Source organism: Nostoc sp. KVJ20, assembly GCF_001712795.1.
Lineage (GTDB): Bacteria > Cyanobacteriota > Cyanobacteriia > Cyanobacteriales > Nostocaceae > Nostoc.
This window is the reverse complement of sequence record NZ_KV757567.1, coordinates 13,778-31,833: the sequence shown is the minus strand read 5'-3', so window position 1 is coordinate 31,833 and position 18,056 is coordinate 13,778. Positions and strand designations below refer to the sequence as shown.

The 18,056-nt window shown below is 41.2% G+C and carries 15 protein-coding genes and 1 pseudogene; 5 read left to right on the top strand and 11 right to left on the bottom strand.

Annotated features, from left to right (window positions below; translation table 11 throughout):
• Window positions 1–220: 220 nt before the first annotated feature.
• Window positions 221–1,709, top strand: a pseudogene (locus tag A4S05_RS05435) (IS5 family transposase).
• A gap of 83 nt (window positions 1,710–1,792) precedes the next feature.
• On the opposite strand, the gene A4S05_RS05430 reads toward A4S05_RS05435, so the two are convergent.
• The 8 genes from A4S05_RS05430 to A4S05_RS05395 form a co-directional block, all read right to left on the bottom strand.
• Complete coding sequence (locus A4S05_RS05430; protein WP_069068813.1) at window positions 1,793–3,061, bottom strand: MFS transporter; 1,269 nt, start codon at window positions 3,059–3,061, stop codon at window positions 1,793–1,795.
• A complete protein-coding gene (locus tag A4S05_RS05425; RefSeq protein WP_069068812.1) occupies window positions 3,027–3,500 on the bottom strand; it encodes a MarR family winged helix-turn-helix transcriptional regulator in 474 nt (157 codons plus the stop codon). The genes A4S05_RS05430 and A4S05_RS05425 overlap by 35 nt, the downstream gene beginning before the upstream one ends.
• A gap of 19 nt (window positions 3,501–3,519) precedes the next feature.
• Complete coding sequence (locus tag A4S05_RS05420; RefSeq protein ID WP_069068811.1) at window positions 3,520–4,374, bottom strand: ABC transporter permease; 855 nt, start codon at window positions 4,372–4,374, stop codon at window positions 3,520–3,522.
• On the bottom strand, window positions 4,331–5,182 hold the full coding sequence (locus A4S05_RS05415; RefSeq protein WP_069068810.1) for an ABC transporter ATP-binding protein: 852 nt from the start codon (window positions 5,180–5,182) through the stop codon (window positions 4,331–4,333). Before A4S05_RS05415 ends, A4S05_RS05420 begins: the two co-directional genes overlap by 44 nt.
• Window positions 5,183–5,569: 387 nt before the next feature.
• On the bottom strand, window positions 5,570–6,415 hold the full coding sequence (locus tag A4S05_RS05410; protein ID WP_069068809.1) for a NifU family protein: 846 nt from the start codon (window positions 6,413–6,415) through the stop codon (window positions 5,570–5,572).
• A 77-nt stretch (window positions 6,416–6,492) separates the two neighbouring features.
• On the bottom strand, window positions 6,493–6,717 hold the full coding sequence (locus tag A4S05_RS05405; protein ID WP_069068808.1) for a hypothetical protein: 225 nt from the start codon (window positions 6,715–6,717) through the stop codon (window positions 6,493–6,495).
• 8 nt (window positions 6,718–6,725) lie between these two features.
• Window positions 6,726–6,992 carry an asr0689 family protein gene (locus A4S05_RS05400; protein ID WP_069068807.1) on the bottom strand — a complete coding sequence of 89 codons (267 nt, stop codon included), beginning with the start codon at window positions 6,990–6,992 and terminating at the stop codon, window positions 6,726–6,728.
• Between the two features lie 69 nt (window positions 6,993–7,061).
• Entirely contained in the window at window positions 7,062–8,036 is a 975-nt protein-coding gene (locus A4S05_RS05395; RefSeq protein ID WP_069068806.1) for a tetratricopeptide repeat protein, read from the bottom strand.
• Window positions 8,037–9,465: 1,429 nt separating this feature from the next.
• Between A4S05_RS05395 and A4S05_RS05390 the strand changes: the two genes are divergently transcribed.
• Both A4S05_RS05390 and A4S05_RS05385 read left to right on the top strand, forming a co-directional pair.
• Window positions 9,466–10,107 (top strand): beta-carboxysome protein CcmP, encoded by a 642-nt coding sequence (locus A4S05_RS05390; protein ID WP_069068805.1) that lies wholly within the window; start codon window positions 9,466–9,468, stop codon window positions 10,105–10,107.
• Between the two features lie 10 nt (window positions 10,108–10,117).
• Entirely contained in the window at window positions 10,118–10,924 is an 807-nt protein-coding gene (locus tag A4S05_RS05385; RefSeq protein WP_069068804.1) for a pentapeptide repeat-containing protein, read from the top strand.
• A 330-nt stretch (window positions 10,925–11,254) separates the two neighbouring features.
• Here A4S05_RS05385 and acsF read toward each other — a convergent pair whose 3' ends face one another.
• The 3 genes from acsF to A4S05_RS05370 form a co-directional block, all read right to left on the bottom strand.
• The gene (gene acsF, locus A4S05_RS05380; protein ID WP_069068803.1) at window positions 11,255–12,310 is read right to left on the bottom strand and encodes a magnesium-protoporphyrin IX monomethyl ester (oxidative) cyclase; all 1,056 of its coding nucleotides are present in this window, start codon (window positions 12,308–12,310) and stop codon (window positions 11,255–11,257) included.
• A gap of 498 nt (window positions 12,311–12,808) precedes the next feature.
• Entirely contained in the window at window positions 12,809–13,114 is a 306-nt protein-coding gene (locus A4S05_RS05375; protein WP_069068802.1) for a hypothetical protein, read from the bottom strand.
• Between the two features lie 287 nt (window positions 13,115–13,401).
• Complete coding sequence (locus A4S05_RS05370) at window positions 13,402–13,788, bottom strand: hypothetical protein (protein ID WP_176726921.1); 387 nt, start codon at window positions 13,786–13,788, stop codon at window positions 13,402–13,404.
• Between the two features lie 446 nt (window positions 13,789–14,234).
• Between A4S05_RS05370 and A4S05_RS05365 the strand changes: the two genes are divergently transcribed.
• Both A4S05_RS05365 and A4S05_RS05360 read left to right on the top strand, forming a co-directional pair.
• Window positions 14,235–15,260, top strand: coding sequence for a helix-turn-helix transcriptional regulator (locus tag A4S05_RS05365; RefSeq protein ID WP_069068800.1), 1,026 nt, complete (start codon window positions 14,235–14,237; stop codon window positions 15,258–15,260).
• 210 nt (window positions 15,261–15,470) lie between these two features.
• The gene (locus A4S05_RS05360) at window positions 15,471–18,056 is read left to right on the top strand and encodes a TonB-dependent siderophore receptor (RefSeq protein ID WP_084226988.1); all 2,586 of its coding nucleotides are present in this window, start codon (window positions 15,471–15,473) and stop codon (window positions 18,054–18,056) included.

The following is an 18,056-nucleotide window of genomic DNA, read 5'->3' as shown; positions in this document are numbered from 1 at the left end:
ACCCTTGAGTAGATGCACTGAATTTATCTTAATTAGTGTACTTTATTAGACTGGTAAACGCCATATTTCTATTTAGGGGTTGCTGAAAAAGAAAGAGAAGCTCACAGGATATAGATTATCTGACCAAAGAAGTATATTAAGGTGCAAGACTTGAGGGTAAAATAGCCCAAAATCCTTGCATAAGCGCGACCAGCAGTACACAAGTGTGCTTTTTATAACTATGTACCGAAAACAGGAGCAAAATCCAATCTCACCAGAGAACTTTGAATTTCCGTTTTCAGGCAAGTTGTCATCAGATAATCGTTGGATTATTCTGGCGAATTTAATACCCTGGGCAGAATTTGAAGAGGAATATTCATCCGGGTTCTCTGTAGAGATGGGAGCGCCAGCAAAGTCATTTCGGATGGCATTAGGGGCATTAATAATCAAAGAAAAACTAGGAATAAGTGATAGAGAGACAGTAGAACAAATCAAGGAAAACCCTTATCTACAGTACTTCATAGGGATGTCATCTTATATTAATGAAGCTCAATTTGATGCATCTATGCTAGTCCATTTTCGTGAAAGAATTAGTGCAGACTTAGTAAACAAAGTAAATCAAGAAACTGTTAAGAGGATACTAGAGACAACATCTTCGACTTTAGCAACTGAATCAACTGAATCAACTCAAAAAAAACAGAAGAATTAGAAAAAGAAGATAACACGCCAAAAAATCGGGGAAAATTAATATTAGATGCGACTTGTGCGCCAGCAGACATCAGCTATCCAACAGATTTCGAGCTATTGAACCAAGTAAGAAAACAGACAGAACGAATAATAGACCTTCTTTATGAACAGATAAAAGGTACATTAGAGAAAAAACCAAGGACTTATCAGGAAATAGCGAGAAAAGACTACTTAGAAGTCGCTAAAAAGCGTCGTGTATCCCAAAAAGATAGGAAAAAAGCGATTAAAAAGCAGCTTCAATATATCAAAAGAAACTTATCTCATATTGACCAGCTAATCAGATCAGGAGCAACTCTAGAAAAACTAAGTACTAGACAATATAAAATGTTGCTTGTAGTTGTAGAAGTTTATCGTCAACAACTATGGTTGTATGAAAATAAAAAACAGAGTATTGATGACCGAATTGTTAGTTTAAGCCAACCACATATCCGTCCAATTGTTCGTGGAAAAGCTGGGAAAGCCGTGGAATTTGGGGCAAAATTATCAGCTAGTTATTTTGATGGATATGTATTTTTAGACCATATTAGTTGGGATAATTTTAATGAATCAGGAGACTTAAAAGCACAAGTAGAAGCATATAAAAATTATACTGGCTATTATCCAGAATCGGTTCATGTAGATAAAATTTATCGCACAAGAGAGAATAGAGCTTGGTGCAAAGAAAGAGGTATTATCATGAGTGGCCCTCCTTTGGGAAGATCACCTGCTAATGTTAGTAAAGAAAAAAAGAAACAAGATTTAGAATCTGAGAGAATTCGTAATTGTATTGAAGGAAAATTTGGGCAAGCTAAAAGAAGGTTTAGCCTCAATCGAGTGATGGCGAAACTTTCCCATACTTCTGAAACTGCAATTGCTATTACTTTTTTAGTGATGAATCAATAACTCACCTGTCGCGGGTGTTTTATGCTTTTTTATGTCTATTTTTGAAAACTGCACCTTTTTTGCAGTTCCCTATAACTGAAAGTTATTATTTTGTTAATTAGAAACAACAAAAGCTTATCTTTCATTTTGCTTGAATAACTAGTCAACCCAAAAGAATTGCTTTTTCATACTTTTTCAGCAAGCCCTATTTATACTCCTGTAAAGCTCCTAATTTACGGATTCCCGGCCAAATCATTGCGGTAGCAATTACCACTACAATTGTGCCAATTCCACCACCGACAACAGAAATAACTGGGCCAAATAAAGCAGCAGTCAAACCTGATTCAAAGCCCCCTAATTCATTCGAGGCACTAATAAACACGCTATTAATCGCAGCAACCCGACCACGTAAATGATCTGGTGTTCTGATTTGAACTAATGTATGGCGAATCACAACGCTAATACTATCTAGTGCGCCACCGAGAATCAGCATTAACATAGATAGCCAAAAAGAACGAGAAAGTCCAAAGATAATTGTGACAACGCCAAAGCCAACTACTGACCATAATAAGGCTGGTCCTGCTTTGCGTAACGGTGGTAAATACGCCAGGGTAATGGCCATAGTCAAAGCACCGATAGAGTTTGCTGCTTGGAGATATCCCAACTCTACTGGCCCCACATGTAAAATATCTTTTGCAAAGATGGGAAGAAGCGCGATCGCACCACCCAACAATACAGCAAACATATCTAATGTGATCGCTGCTAAAATCAACTGATTCTGCCAAACAAATTTAGCACCAGCTGCAAGTGCTTTAAATGAAATTGGTTCGGTTGTACGGATGGCTTTTTGCTCTTTAATCGCCAGCGTTAAAAGAAAACACAAAAACGCAGCGATCGCAGCTAATACATAAACTCCTGTAGCACTTCCTAGTAGCGCAATCCCAAATCCTCCGAAGGCTGGGCCGATGACTGAGGCTAACTGAAAGCTACTACTATTCCAAGTAGCTGCATTGGTAAAGGCGCTGACAGGTATTAATTGCCACATCAGAGCATCACTGGCAGGTTTGAGGAATGCCCTAGCGACACCTGTTAAAACCAAGCAGGCATAAATTAGAAAGATTGTACCCTGAGTATAGGAAAGTACTCCTAAAGCTAGGGAACAGAGGGCTAGCAGTATCACCGACAGTAACATAGTGAGTTTGCGATCGCGCCGATCGGCAACATCTCCGGCAATTAACGTGAGAATAATCATCGGTAGGACTTGCGCTAGCCCTACACCACCTAAAGCGATCGCTGAGTTAGTCCGCTCATAGAGTTCCCAGCCAATCGCTACAGTTTGCATTTGCGACCCCACGAACAGCACCAGCCGTCCGATGGTAAATAGCCGATAGTCTCGAAACTTAAAGGCTGCAAAGGGATCGTGCTGTGCAACCTCAAAGTTATGGGGCTTTGAGTTCTGTTTTCTCGAAGACATTTTTTAGTAGAGTTAAGCCTTCTTCAATGTTGGAAATTTGGTCTTCTGAAAGACCTTTGAGCAAATCGGTAATATGAGCGCGAGTTTGATCTTGGGATTGCTTCAGATGATGCCTTCCATCTTCAGTTAAATTGAGCAGCACCCGCCGCCGTTCTTGAGGATGAGCAATCCGTTTCACGAAGTCGCGTTGTACCAAGCGTTCTATGGTTGCTGATGCTGTGGCAGAGGTGACACCTAAATGCTCTGCCAGATCAGATAATGAAGCCCCAGGATTGCGGTTGATAAATGCTAGCGATCGCAATTGAGGTATAGATAAAAAAGCGGCACTATGAGCACGCATATCCGCTCGGATAAACCGCATCACTAATGGAACTGTCTCCATTACTCTAGCGGCACATTCTTCGGAAGTTGCACCTTGATTAGGTTTATCCAAGGTCATGGGCTTTTTGTTCTCCTAGTTACATCGCCACCCGTGGATAAAGTTTTCCACCAAGGATGGCCAAAATGATTAATGTGAATAAGAGAATTGTACAATCCAGACCAAAGCCATAGATGCTAGTGCCATTCAACAGCATAGTGCTACGTAACCCGTCAACCAGATAAGTCAACGGATTTAAATGGGAAATGAACTTTAACCAACTGGGCATCAAAGAAATCGGATAGATGGCATTGCTCGCAAAAAATAACGGCATGGTTAACAATTGTCCAATACCCGTCATCCTTTCTCGGCTTTTCACCAAACAGCCAATAATTAATGAGAAAATACAAAAAGAACCCGCTCCCATTATGACTAGCAGCAGTACTTGAAGAATAGCTAGGGGATGAAGATTTAGTTTGACACCTAATAAAAATGCTAATCCGTAAATGAATATTACCTGAGATAAGCACCTCACCCCACATGCCAGGGCTTTGCCCAACACCATCGCCACACGAGGCGTAGGACTAGCTAAAAATTTATGGACAATCCCTAAATCTCGCTCCCAGATTAGCGTCATTCCACCACTAAAAATTGCCACAAACAAAATACTCTGAGCCAAGATGCCAGCAGAAATGAAGTCTAAATAGGGTAAATTCCCTGTAGGAATCGCGCGAGTTCGGGCGAAAACTTGCCCAAAAATTAGCAGCCATAAAGCTGGTTGCACAGCCCGAACGACTAAATCCGTGGGATCGTGCCGGAGTTTACGGATTTCCAATTCCGCGATCGCTAGGGTTTTGATAACTAGCTCTTTAATTGCAGAGATCAAATTTACTCGGACAGTGGGTGGTGATTTAACCCAACCGTTGAGCAGTACGTCTGGTTCTTGCTGTGTCACGGTAGTTGACTCCTGATGTTAGCTGGTCGCCTGTATAGTGAATAAAGACATCATCCAAAGTTGCATTTGGGTTATTTAAAGAAGCTTTTAAGTCGGTTGGTGTGCCTGTGCTAACGACTTCACCTTGCTGCATAATCGCCACTCGGTTACATAAGCTATCCGCTTCTTCTAAAAAGTGGGTTGTTAAAAATATAGTTGTGCCGTAATCAGCACAGAGTTGTAGTACAAGTTGCCATACTTGAGTTCGAGCGATGGGATCTAGTCCGACAGTCGGCTCATCAAGAAACAGAATTTGGGGTTGATGTAGAACTGATATGCCGATTTCCAGCTTGCGGATCATCCCACCAGAGTAATTTCGTACTAAGCGGTGCGCTGCATCTTGCAAACCCATGTATTCTAAAATTTCATAGATGCGGCGATCGCGTCCTTTGGCAGTTATTCCATACAACTTGGCGAAGATTAAGAGATTTTCGTAACCTGTGAGGCTACCATCAGCAGACAGCGCTTGGGGCACATAGCCGATAGCCCGTCTCACAGAATTAGATTGACAAGCCACGTCATAGCCAGCTAAGGTTGCTTTCCCTGCACTTATAGGCAGCAAGGTTGTCAGCATTTTAATAACTGTACTTTTCCCTGCCCCATTGGGGCCAAGCAGTCCAAATATTTCGCCCTGTTCCACAGATATGCTCAGGTTATTAACTGCGGTTAACTTCCCAAAACGGCGTGTGAGTCCTTGAGTTTCAAGGATTAGCGGCTTTGGTTCGCTAGGAGGTTGCGATCGATTTATTTTTCCCGTCAGTATTGTCACAAGTTTGATGCACTTCTATTAATTAGTAAATCTAACTATTAGCTTCTCAATAGATTTGCCAGAAGTCAATAGACTTCTGGCGGAAATTTGAATAAGAGTAAAAGGAATGATTCAGGAGGCAGGAGGATAAAGGCAGGAGGTAACCCACCCTTAAAAGAGTGGGATTGAAGCAAGGACGTTTTATACCTCGCTGCAAGCAGTCTCAGTATAATTATTGCTTTGAACTGGGCTTTAGACCCAGAACTAAAGTTTTAATTGATACTTCTTACCTCCTGCCCTCTGCCTCCTGCCTTCTGCCTTTCTTCGGTAAATTACTGAAATGATGAAGCAAAGTAACCGCAAATTCTAATCGCCATATATATTTGCTGAGATGCTACCTTCGCATGATCATTTTTGTAGTTTCACAAAAACCTTATCCTCCTTAAACTTTACCGGATATGACTGAAGCGAAATATCCGGTGCAGTTAAGCATTCACCTGTCTCTAATCTGTACTGAAATCCGTGGGAAGGACAGGTGATAATACCATTTTCAATCTTACCCTCTTCTAAAGAGTATCCTAAATGAGCGCAAGCATTACGGTAACATCTTACTCTAGCACCTTGACGATGTAAAATGAGCGAAGTCCCAGCAATTTGTACTGCCAATATACCAAATTCAGGAACTTGCTCAATAGTTGCTACTTTTACCCAACTAGAAGTTATCTGTGGAGAAAATGGACTAGTTAAACTAGAATTTGTGGTGTTAATAGTAGGATTTTTATTAACTGCAACCACTTTGGTAATTTCAGGACAATGGTTTTTGATTGCCTGTTCTACTCCTTGAGATAAAGTCAAGGTAGAAGTCGGACAACTGCTACAAGTTCCTATGAGCATAATTTCCACTGTATCTGGTGGCTTAATTGCCACTAGTTCAATGTCCCCATTATGGCTTTTTAAACCTGGGCGAACTTCTTCTAGGGCTGTTTGAATGCGCTGTGTTAATGGTGGTTTTGGTGGTTTTACTAGTTCATGATAAAGCAGTACTGCGTATACTACTTCATCAGTAACAGCATGACGTAAACCTGACATTGATTCTTGTTTGAGGCTTTTAATCAAACTAGTCAATGCTGCTTTATGCAAGGCTTCAATTGCTCTTTTTAGACCTACCGCTACACAGCGTTGGCTTTCATCCCACTCAGATATAATTGCCTCAAAGCGGTTAATTTCCTGAACTAATTCTTCAAGATTTGTCATTTGTCATTTGTCATTGGGCATTGGGCATTGGGCATTGGGCATTGGGCATTGGTTATTTATCAATGACAAATGATAAATCACTTCATTTTGAAATCTTTGAGGAGAAATGGCATAATCATGCCTGTCACTAAACTAGACAATGTTATTGGTAGGCAAAAGGGAATGTCAGCTTGTGCAAATAACACTAGCAGTAATGAACCTACAACAGTAGCAATAGCAGTTCGCTGGATAAAATATATCGGGTCGCGCAGCAACTTTCCTTTGACAAATAACTTGGCTGAAAACCATCCAATTTCTAACATTTTTCCTCCTAATAATTTGTCAATAAATTTAGTATGGCAAGTCCTAACAGGATGGCAGGAATTACACCAGCCGGAGCAAATAATGCACCAAGCATTGCTGAAAAGCTATAGCCTATATCTTTCCCAGCTAATAACATTCCACCAATAGCACCGCCAACCATAGACAAGGCTGTTGCGATGACTATCCACACTAATCCTGTTGCTATGTTCAAGTCACCATCTGCTAAACTTGTGAGAAAATCTCTTACAGTCGGGTTTGTAAAAACATCTCTCATGCTGTTTTGTTCTCCTTATTAGTAATTAGGGGAGTGGGGATGAGGGGGATGAGGAGAATAACCAATGCCCTATTTCCTATTTCCTATTTCTACTTCAATATCTTGTAGGGCTTGGGTTACTATCTCTGCTTGTTGAATTTGTTGGTTTTGGGTAAAAATCTCTAACGCTTGTTGATAATACATACGTGCTTGCAACAGATTTTGAGGATTACCCGCTTCTGGTTTTTCTGAGTCGTCTGGTAAGTTGAATAGGGCGTTAGCTTTGTTTGAAATTGTGTTAGCGTACTCTAGGGGTGTATCTTTAGAGTTACGAACTTTTAGCGCTTCATCGTAAGCTGCGATCGCACGCAAGTTATTTTCCACAGGATGGGAACTCACTAAATATTGCAAAGCGTTACCCAAGTTGTTTTGCAACATCGCATATTCTCTGGGATGATCGATCAAATTAATATGCTTTAGTGCCACCTCAAATGACTGCACAGCTAACCCTTGACGCAAGTATTCCCGTTCCGATGCTAAGGGCATAGAAAGATAAGCGATCGCAATATTGTTATATAAAATCGCGTATTCCTGGGGGTAATCCTCCCAACTAAACACCCGCAACGCCTCATGATAAGCCTGGATGCTGTCAGTTATCCGCGCCAAATTAAATGGCACTAGCGACTGCAACACCAGCCCAAAATTCATCTGCGTCTCTGCCACTTCCTCTGGTGAGGCTAATTGCTGTAAGATTGGCAACGCCTCTTCATAACCTGCTTTTGCTTGCAGCAGCAGTTGGTAATCAACATCCGGTATTGCCTGTAACGTCCCTGCCATGCCCACTTTAGCCCTAGCTTTTAGTAGGGGATATTCCTCACCACACATTTCATAGGCCCGGTAATATAACCCAACTGCATTTCGCAAGTCTTGGGCAGCTTTTGGCTTTTTTTGAAAGCCTTGCGCTATCTCAATCAGCATCTGGATTTTTTCCTCTGCTGTGGCTGACTCCGATGCAACAGCTGCTACCGCAGCTTTCACCGCTGAATCTGTAATGCTGGGGGTCATAACTCTGCCGTACTCTAGCCAATTGGGAATTGAGTCCAACGCCCACAAATGATCGAGACACAGTTTTGCATCTGATCATGGGCCATACTGATTTACGCAGGCTTCGAGTCCTTTAGGCGGAATTCCCCTTTTTGATCTGAGACTAGGAATTTAGTGACTGGTGATTGGAGGTTAGCAACTGAAGATTAAGGAATAGTTTTCCCCAATCCCCAATACCCAATCCCCAATACCTAGTCCCCAGTCTCTAAAATATAAAACACCCTATTTCTAAAATTCTAGGGGGGAATTGCTAATATTAATGTCAGCTTTAAACACCTAATATTTTAAAAATATTTTTTGTATCATCGCTGGACACAATCCAAATATTTTTTATTGAATTGTTGACATATATTAGGAATACGGTTTGATATCATGTTCGCTTGATTGCTTATTAAACCCGAAAAAGCCCATCCCGCCAAAGCTATGCTTTGTCTCCCCTATCTATCCATTAGCCACATCTTTCTTTACAATCTTGAAACGCTTGTTCTGTAGGCATCTTTAGCACTGAGGCGTCAAAAAACAGGGAGTAGGGAACAGGGAGTAGGGAGTAGGGAAGACGGCATTGGTCGGGGCTTGAAACCCCGACAAATGCTATCGTCTTGAAAGACGGGGCTTGTATCCCACTGGTTGTTGGGGCTAGTTTTTCCCCTACTCCCTACTCCCTACTCCCGCCCCAACGGGGCTTGGTCAAAGATACTTGACAGATTGGCTCTTAATCTTATCGTTAAAATTAGCTTTTTATTGAGAATTGATGACGAACTAATCAGAGTTAGAAAAAGCGTGAGTGAATACTATCGCAAATCTTAAGAAAGATGTGACTAATGGATAGCCGCTTCGGAGAGGGGTTGAGGGAGAGGTCAATCCATGCGATCGCTATCAATAGTGTAGTGTATCTTTGTCAGATACATACATTATGTAATATCAGGGAATTTTGTTTTTGAAACTTCTCCGAAATACTTTCACTAGAAAACTTTAGTATTATCTGCCTTTCAACGCCTTTTGTGGTTAGCATAGGCATTGCTTATTTCCTTCTATTTTTTAAATGCATTTTCTGCCTATTTTGTCAATACGTAAGTCCTGAATTTATTTATTTGTCGGAAGTCCCTTACCCAATAGTCAATTTGGGGGTAAAACTGGGGTAATGTAAAAAGGTCAATGTGTTTATAAAGCAGCTGTGTTGAACAAAAATTATGTCGTGCGATCAAAGCAGATTTTATCCCATGACGACGAGGGTCTTCTGAATAAGCATTGCTTTCTATGAATTGCGATTTAATACACGGGTGTATATCCGTTAAACGGAATTTGCGCTCCCTAATACCATATATTGTCAAGTTAAGCGCTTATATCTTGCAATAGATAACTTTTACCCTCACGACTGGAGAGCAAAATCTTGGGAATAGAACTACGCAGTTTCGTATTTCTCGACAACCTGCAACCTCAACATGCAGCATATATGGGAACAGTAGCCCAAGGCTTCTTACCATTACCAGGAGATACATCACTGTGGATTGAAATCTCTCCTGGTATCGAAATTAATAAGATTACGGATATAGCCCTGAAATCTGCCTCTGTCCGTCCAGGAGTACAGGTAGTTGAACGACTCTACGGACTATTAGAAGTTCATTCTAGCTCCCAAGGCGAAACGCGAGCTGCTGGTCAAGCTATTTTGGCGTTCCTGGGAGTCAAAAGAGAGGAATGTCTGAAACCGCGTGTTATTTCTAGCCAGATTATCCGCAACATCGATGCTTATCAAACACAACTAATTAATCGCACGCGCCGGGGACAGCTACTACTAGCAGGTCAAACACTATATGTATTAGAAGTGGAACCTGCTGCTTATGCCGCACTGGCTGCCAATGAAGCGGAAAAAGCAGCGAGGATTAACATTCTTGAAGTTCAAGCTGTAGGTAGCTTTGGACGGCTTTACTTAGGTGGACAAGAACAGGATATTCTAGCAGGGGCGGCGGGAGCATTAACGGCCATTGAAAGTGTCGCTGGTCGGGTAAATTCTCTGGGTGGGCGTCAGGAGTAAAGGAGAGAAAATGGCAAATCGAGAGCATCTAACTTTACTCAAAGCAGGTGCAGTTACATGGATTGAGTGGAGAAAGAAAAATCCCCAGATTGAACCAGACCTCAGCAGCGCGAATCTGCAAGGCGATAACCTCAGAGGCGCAAACCTCCAAGGGGTAAACTTGAGAAGAGTGGATTTAGGTAATGCTTTACTGGTGCGAGCAAACCTCAGTGGTGCTGACCTCAGTAGTGCCAACCTCTACAAAGCCTTTTTAACTGAAGCTAATCTGAGTGCGGCTAACTTCAGTGTTGCTAACTTGAGTGGTGCTATACTTACGCAGGCAGATTTGAGTCATGCCAATCTGATTGGAGCCGATTTGAGTCACGTGGATCTTAGAGACGCTGCGATCGCATATGCTAATCTAATTGGCACTGACTTAAGAGGCGCTAACTTGAAAGATGCCGATTTAGGTTCAGCAAAGCTGATGCGGACTAACCTCTCTTTTGCCAACCTCATTGAAGCTAACTTGATTGCATCTGACCTCAGCGAAGCGAGTTTGTACGAAGCGGAAATGTTGGGTGCTTATCTTTACAAAGCTGACCTCTACAAAGCTAATCTGAACAAGGCTCACCTCAGTGGTGCATACCTGTTGCAAGCTAATCTTAGTGAAGCTGACTTGAGTCAAGCAGACTTGAGTTGGACTAACCTCAGAAACGCGAATTTAGCAGGAGCAAATCTCAGAGGAGCTAACCTTAGAGGAGCCGACATTAGGGGAGCTAACCTCAACGGTGTAAATCTTCAGGAAGCAATTATGCCTGACGCTTCAAGGCACAATTAGTTTACAGCCGACATTTTGCACCTCAGAGGTTGTTTGAAAAGATATTTTTGGTAACTTCTAACCCTCAGAAACCTAACTCGAAATCCTTGTTGACATACTCACCGAGAAAGAAGGGTCGGTGATTCTGGAGTAATAAGTAATAAGTAATAAGTAATGAGTAAATACCTATTTCTCATCCACTCATTACTCATTACTCATTACTCATTACTCATTTAAAGTCCTGTAACCGATGATAAAAAGCCGTCCTCAAAGGACAGGGCTTTAGACCCAAGTTTTTGGTAGAGACAATTCATGAATTTTCCCCACATCATTTTTGAAGATGCCTAATAGTTAACGAACTGTTCCTCGCAATACTTCAGTATCAATGGGTTTGATCAGATAAACTAACAGCAGATTCCAAACAATTGCTGCAATCAAAGGTAGTTTGCGAATTAGCTTCACAACTTTCGGCGCAGAACTGCTCTCAATCTCTGCAATTTTCAAGTTGTAACCTGCACAGCGTTGCAGCCGTGGGAAAAACTTGGGGTGTTCGGTATTCAGCATCACCGGAAAAGCCCGTCCCGCAGTTTCATTGGTGTTGCGGACAACTTGGAAATCAAATTCTGTGGCATCAAGTCCCAGTGATTTATAGAACCCGGAACGTTCATGAACTGTCAAGGTGTGAGTAGCAAATACCGAGAGTAAGAAAAAGCGACTCCACAGCCTAGATTTCCAGGTATTCCATAGTTCAGGTTGAGAACGTAATAATGCTTTGAATATATCTCCGTGGCGGTTTTCGTCCTGACACCAACTTTCAAAGTAGCGGAAGATAGGGTAAAACTCGTTTTCTGGGTGCTTTTCTAGATGTCTGAAAATAATAATGTAACGCCAGTAGCCGATTTTTTCTGATAGGTAAACAGTGTAAAGTACCCACTCAATCGGAAAAAAGGTATAGGTGCGGGTTTTAGTAACAGTGGCTAAATCCAGGGAGACTTTAAAATCACCCATTGCTTTGTTGAGAAATCCGGCGTGGCGGGCTTCATCACGCGCCATCAGTTGAAATATTTCCGCTAGCACTGGACTGCGATTTTTCAGCTTGCGGGATAATTCCTTGAATAGCAAAAAGCCGGAAAACTCAGAAATGCAAGAGCGTTCCAAATACTCTATAAACGCCTGCCTTGCTTCACCACCAATGTGTTCCCAAGACTGCTCAAAGGCTTCATCACGAACAAAATGGTGGCGGTTGTAGTCTGTCCGCATTTCTGTCAACATCGCCTGCAACTCTGTTTCCTGGGCAGACAAATCCAGCTTGGCTGCGGTTTCAAAATCTGTAGTATAAAACCGGGGAGTGAGTACCGTTTCTTTACTGGGGGTTTTAATTTCTGGCTTGGGTAGAGTGTTAACCATGAGTGATGAGGCGATGAATCAATAGTTCTATAACTATAAAGTTATGATAAATATCATTATTTAGCTAGCCCTCTTCACAATCCTTTAGTAAAGTCGGAATTTCTGAATTCTTCTTCAATCATCATTCTTTCCTCCTGCCTCCTCGCTTAAAAGTGCTGAATGCTGTACATGGATAGCGGGGCGTTGAGCCAGTGCTGAGTAAAAATACCAGTCTCAAATCCCTCTTTCATCCAAGGCTTTTGAAACTCATTTCATCGGCACTGCCTTTTTCATAACACAGTTAGATCCGCGAAAATGTGAAAGGAAAACCTTTGAGGGCTAGGGTTTAGATATTTTATTAAGTTTTTAAATTTCCCTGTCTAAATACAGTATCCGGCGCTATCCGCCATTCATACAGAATACCTTTCCTGTATTCTGACTCCTGACTCCTGAATTCTGTTCGATAAAAATCCCCGCCACAGTGGACAGGGATAGTAGTTTTTAGCTAAGACTTGTCTGTTAACTAACAAAATCTTTGTGAGCAGTGACAAGCATCTGAGCTTGCCTTAAAACGTTTCCGAATAAATAAATAGGAATCTGCCAAGCTGCAACGGTAACTTCTTTGACGATATCCTGTACACTAATTGCGATTAATTCATGTTCTGGTGGCTCTCCCTCAACTGCACCAGACCAAGTAAAAGCTAATAAGAAATCATCATCTCCAGGTAAGGATGCAATTAAGCATTCTTCTGGTGTTGGCTGGCAAATAATTCCATGATCGTTTGCAAGTTCTACTAGTCTTTGAAAGTTGTTTACGTTCGTCATTTGTCCTTGGGATGTAATGTAATCTCAGTTTTAGAAAAAATCATATTTTTATCTCCAGAACTCAAGTTAGTTGCTCTATACCATATATTACGAATTATTAATTAGTCGGTCAGAGTTAGGAGTTATTGGAGTTGGATCAGGCTTAAGTCCAAAATCTTACCGCGATCGCCTGGTTCTATCAGCAACAATTGTTACTGTTTTAAAAAAAGCTAGACTACCTACTTTTTCGATTTACCCTATTGACATACACCTCCCTTCTTTACCATTCCAATATTGATACTCTAATTTCACCCAGGCTGACGCAGTGCATTGAGAATTGCACTCGCTTTTGGGGGAATAGCTGTAAGCCAAAGCAGAAAAAGATGCTCGTCAACATTAGATTGTTGAATCACCTTGGCATAGATATGTTCTTCTTCTGTAGCCATTTCTGCATCAATCAATAGCTTGAGTTTGAGATTACTCAAGAGTTCTAAAGAATGTGGCGATCGCAATTGCGCCTTTTTTTCTGAGAGACTAATCAATGCTCCCAGCAATATTGTTCCCACTGCATGTTTTCCCTGTAAAATGGTGTATTTCACAGGTATTTCTTGATTAAGAATGATCATCTTTTCATCATCTTCAGGCAAGAATAAATTATATTGACCGCCAATGCCACGAATTTCACAAATTGTCACAAGGTGTTTTATTCCCTTCAGTTCGGTGAATAAATAGAGTATTCCCAAAAGCAAGATCAGATTTTGCACTCAACTACGAACTATTAGCAAAAGACAAGTTAGGCAAGAGATCGTAAAAATAATTACAACAAATTGGGTGAGCTAGGATTTAGCAGCACGACAAGCGACTTGATACACAGTTACTTTTCTTACAGTAAATTTCGTGCAACAATTAAGAATCTTTCTTATTTAAGGATATAGTCACTTAGGGTAATGACTGTTGGAGCGTTAGCTACGCTTGCTTAGAGACGCTACGCGAACGTCGCAGGCATCGCACAAGGGCTGACTTATCAATTCTCACTGAGCATTGCATCCAGTATTTAGGTGTTTCCTTTCGGATAACTTGAAAAAACGCGTTAGTTTCAATCATATATCAGCTTGATAATGACAGTAATTATTATTAAACTATGACCAAAATTCTTACAGATACAGATTGGCAAGAATTATTGGCAGAAAGTGAGCAAAGTGGTCACACTTCTTTTCAATCAAAGGGTTTTGAAACTATCCGTAAAGGGAAACTTCTAGATGTCTCTCATACCTATCAATGCTGGTCAGAATTACGTAATGGACTATCTATTTCAATACATCAAGAAGAATTTATTGATGATCTTGTGTGGCTTAGAGATATTTTTGATAAATCTCAATTTGGCTTGAGTTTTTTTCTCTCAGGGAAAGTGAGAATTGAACGCCACGGTTTAACTGACAAGACAGACGAAATAGTAGGCAGATATTATTCAGAATGTAACTGTGACATCAAAGAAACTGAATGCTGGAAAGCTGGTGAGAAGTTTTCACGAATTTATCTGAAAATCGAACCGCAGGAATTTTTTCAAAGTTTTGGTGAAGAAGAATTAGAACAGATACCAATTTCCCTGCGTCAAGTAGTGATGAATGGTAAGGTACAGCCTTACTACCAGCAAGGGGAAATCACACAGCAAATGTGGAAAGTTTTATGTAATATCCTCAAGTGTCCCTATCAAGGCTTGATGAAGCGAATGTATTTGGAAAGTCAAGCAATAGAATTGATTACGCTTCATTTTCAGCAAATTCAGGAGCAGGAGCAGGAGATACGTAATCATAGCTTTCCAGGGAAGAATTTGAGAGATGTTGAGAGAATTTACCAAGCTAAAGAAATTTTGTTGGGTAATTTAGAAAATCCACCCAGCCTGATAGACTTAGCACGACAAGTAGGTATAAATGAATTTAAATTGAAGCGTGGGTTTCGTCAAGTTTTCGGGACATCTGCGTTCAAATATTTGCACAACTATCGCCTGGAAAAAGCGAAACAACTTTTAGCATTAGGAGATATGAAGATTGAAGAAGTAGCATTTAGGGTAGGTTTTGACAGTCGCAGTTACTTTGCTTTAGCTTTTCGCAAAAAATTTGGATTGAATCCCAAACAATACTTTCAACATCATCACAAATCCCTCTAGCGTTCAGAAAAAATCCCTCTAGCATTCAAAAAAAATCCCTCTAGCGTTCAAATTAGAAATCTGAATCCCTTATTGTACATAAACTACTAGTTTAGTTAAGAAAGATTCTTAACAGCTTGTGGGGATAAATGGAGTGGTCTAATACCCTAACCTGTAACGGGAGAGGGGTCGAAAGTCTGATGAATATGTTGGTGTGAGGGAGATTTGGTGATGAAATTAATAAAATCGCTTTCTGGGCTGATGTTTACAGCCTCATTTTTTATACTCGTAACACAGTCAGTATTGGCTGAAACTGATGGAGTAAATTCAGTAAATGTTAGAGGTAAACGCAAAGTTATATCAACTATTCCCCAGTTGAGTGAGGTAGAACTTCCCCAGACGAAGGCCGCACTGTTATTAACTCAGAACCCCAGTGCAGAGGCAATAGTAGAAGTTACAGGGGTACGCATTACCAAAACCGAAAAAGGTGTTGAGATAATTTTAGAAACAAATAAAAGTGATACTCTCCAGCCTGTTCAGAAGAATGAAGCCAATAAATTAATTATCAATGTTCCCAATTCGCAATTGCGTTATGAGGGTGGTAATACATTTCGCCAAGAAAAACCATTTGCCGGAATTGCAGAAGTATTGGTAGTTAATCAAGATAATAATACTATCCAGGTGACAGTAACGGGGGAGACTCAACTCCCAACAGTTGAGTTATTTGATGGAGATGAAGGGCTGATTTTTGGTGTGACACCTGCTGCAACTGCAATGCAGCCACCACAGCAGCCAACAAGTGAAACACCGCAAGAGGAACCAGCAGCACCAGCTGATGAACCAATTGAGTTGGTGGTAACAGGGGAGGAAGACAAGTATCGCGTCACGAATACCACCACTGGGACAAGAACTGATACACCCCTGCGTGACCTTCCCCAATCGATTCAGGTTATTCCTCAAGAAGTGCTGCGCGATCAACGCGCCGATATTTCCAGTGCGCTTATTAATGCCCCAAGTGTCCGCACTTCATCTCCGACTAATTTTGAAACATTGCGGATACGAGTTCGAGGATTTTTTACCCAGCCTACGCTAAACGGTTTCAAAGACTCTTTATCTTCTAACCTTGGGCCTGACCTTACAGGAATTGAAAGAATAGAAGTCCTGCAAGGCCCAAACTCTATTTTATTTGGTTCATCATCACCAGGGGGAACGGTTAACTTTGTGACGAAACAGCCCCTACGCGATCCTTACTACTTTGCCGAAGCAACTATTGGTAACTTTAACTTTTACCGTGGTGAAGTGGATCTATCTGGGCCGTTAGACGATGCGAAGAAAGTACTATATCGGCTTAACGCATCATACCGAGATCAAGAGTTTTTCATTGACTCTAGCAAAGCTAGAAATCTAGTGATTGCACCGGTAGTGAGTATTGAACTTGGGGAGAATACAAATCTAACTGTTGAAGGCATTTACAAAAACATAAAATCGGAAGGAATTAGTTTTGGCTTGCCTGCAATTGGAACAATACTTTCTAACCCTAATGGCAAAATACCCCGCGATCGCAACGTAAATGAAGGTAGCATTAACACCGAAGTTTCTAGAATTGGGTACACATTAGAGCATAAATTTAGTGAGGCTTGGTCATTTAAAAATTCATTTCAATATAGCAGGTTTTATTCTCCTGATTTAGGCACTTTCCCCGTAGGGCTTTTAGATGATAATCGCACTTTGGAGAGAATCTACATAGAAGGACTCTACGATCAACGCGACTATAGGCTTTTGACCAATGTTATTGGTAAGTTTGCAACTGGCTCAATTAAACATCAATTACTATTTGGCTTTGATTTGGGCAGACAAAGTATAGATTCTAGCGGTATTGATCGAGAAATTGCTCCACTTGATTTGTTCAATCCGATTTATGGTCAGCTACCTGGTGCAATTACATTTGAATCTGATACTAATACCGTGACCGATGAGCTTGGCTTTATCGTGCAAGATCAAGTAACAATTGCAGACAATTTAAAGCTGCTCCTCAGTGGTCGATTTGATAACTTCAAGCAAACTGACAAAGACTTTCTCGCAGATACAGAAACAAGTCAATCGGGGAGTGCCTTTAGTCCCCGTGTGGGCATTCTATATCAGCCAATCCCGCCTATTTCTCTCTATGCTAACTACAGTCAATCATTCCAGCCAGCAATTGGTCGAGCTTTTGATGAAAGTGAATTTAAGCCAACCAAGGGGACTCAGTTTGAAATTGGAGTCAAAGCAGATTTGAATGACAGGCTTTCAACTACATTGGCGTTGTACGATATTACCCAATCGAATATTGTAACTGACGATCCAGATAACTTAGGCTTTTCTGTTCAAACTGGAGAACAGCGTAGTCAAGGAATCGAACTCAGTGTTGCGGGTGAAATTTTATCAGGATGGAACATCTTTGCTAGCTATGCTTACAACGATGCTCGCGTCACTAAAGATAATATCATTCCAGTCGGGAACCGGGCATTGCAGACAACTCCCCATGCTGCCAGCTTATGGACTACCTACGAAATTCAACGAGGAGACTTACAAGGTTTGGGCTTTGGTTTGGGACTTTTTTATGTAGGCGATCGCGCCGGAGATGCTGGAAATACATTTGAAGTACCCAGCTATTTAACAACTGATGCTGCTATCTTCTACAAGCAAGACAGATTACGTGCTGCGATCAATATCAAAAACCTCTTTAATGTGGATTATTTTGAAAATGCCTTCAATCGATTGCGAGTCTCTCCTGGTGCGCCATTTACTGTGCAGGGAACTATTTCTTGGACGTTTTAA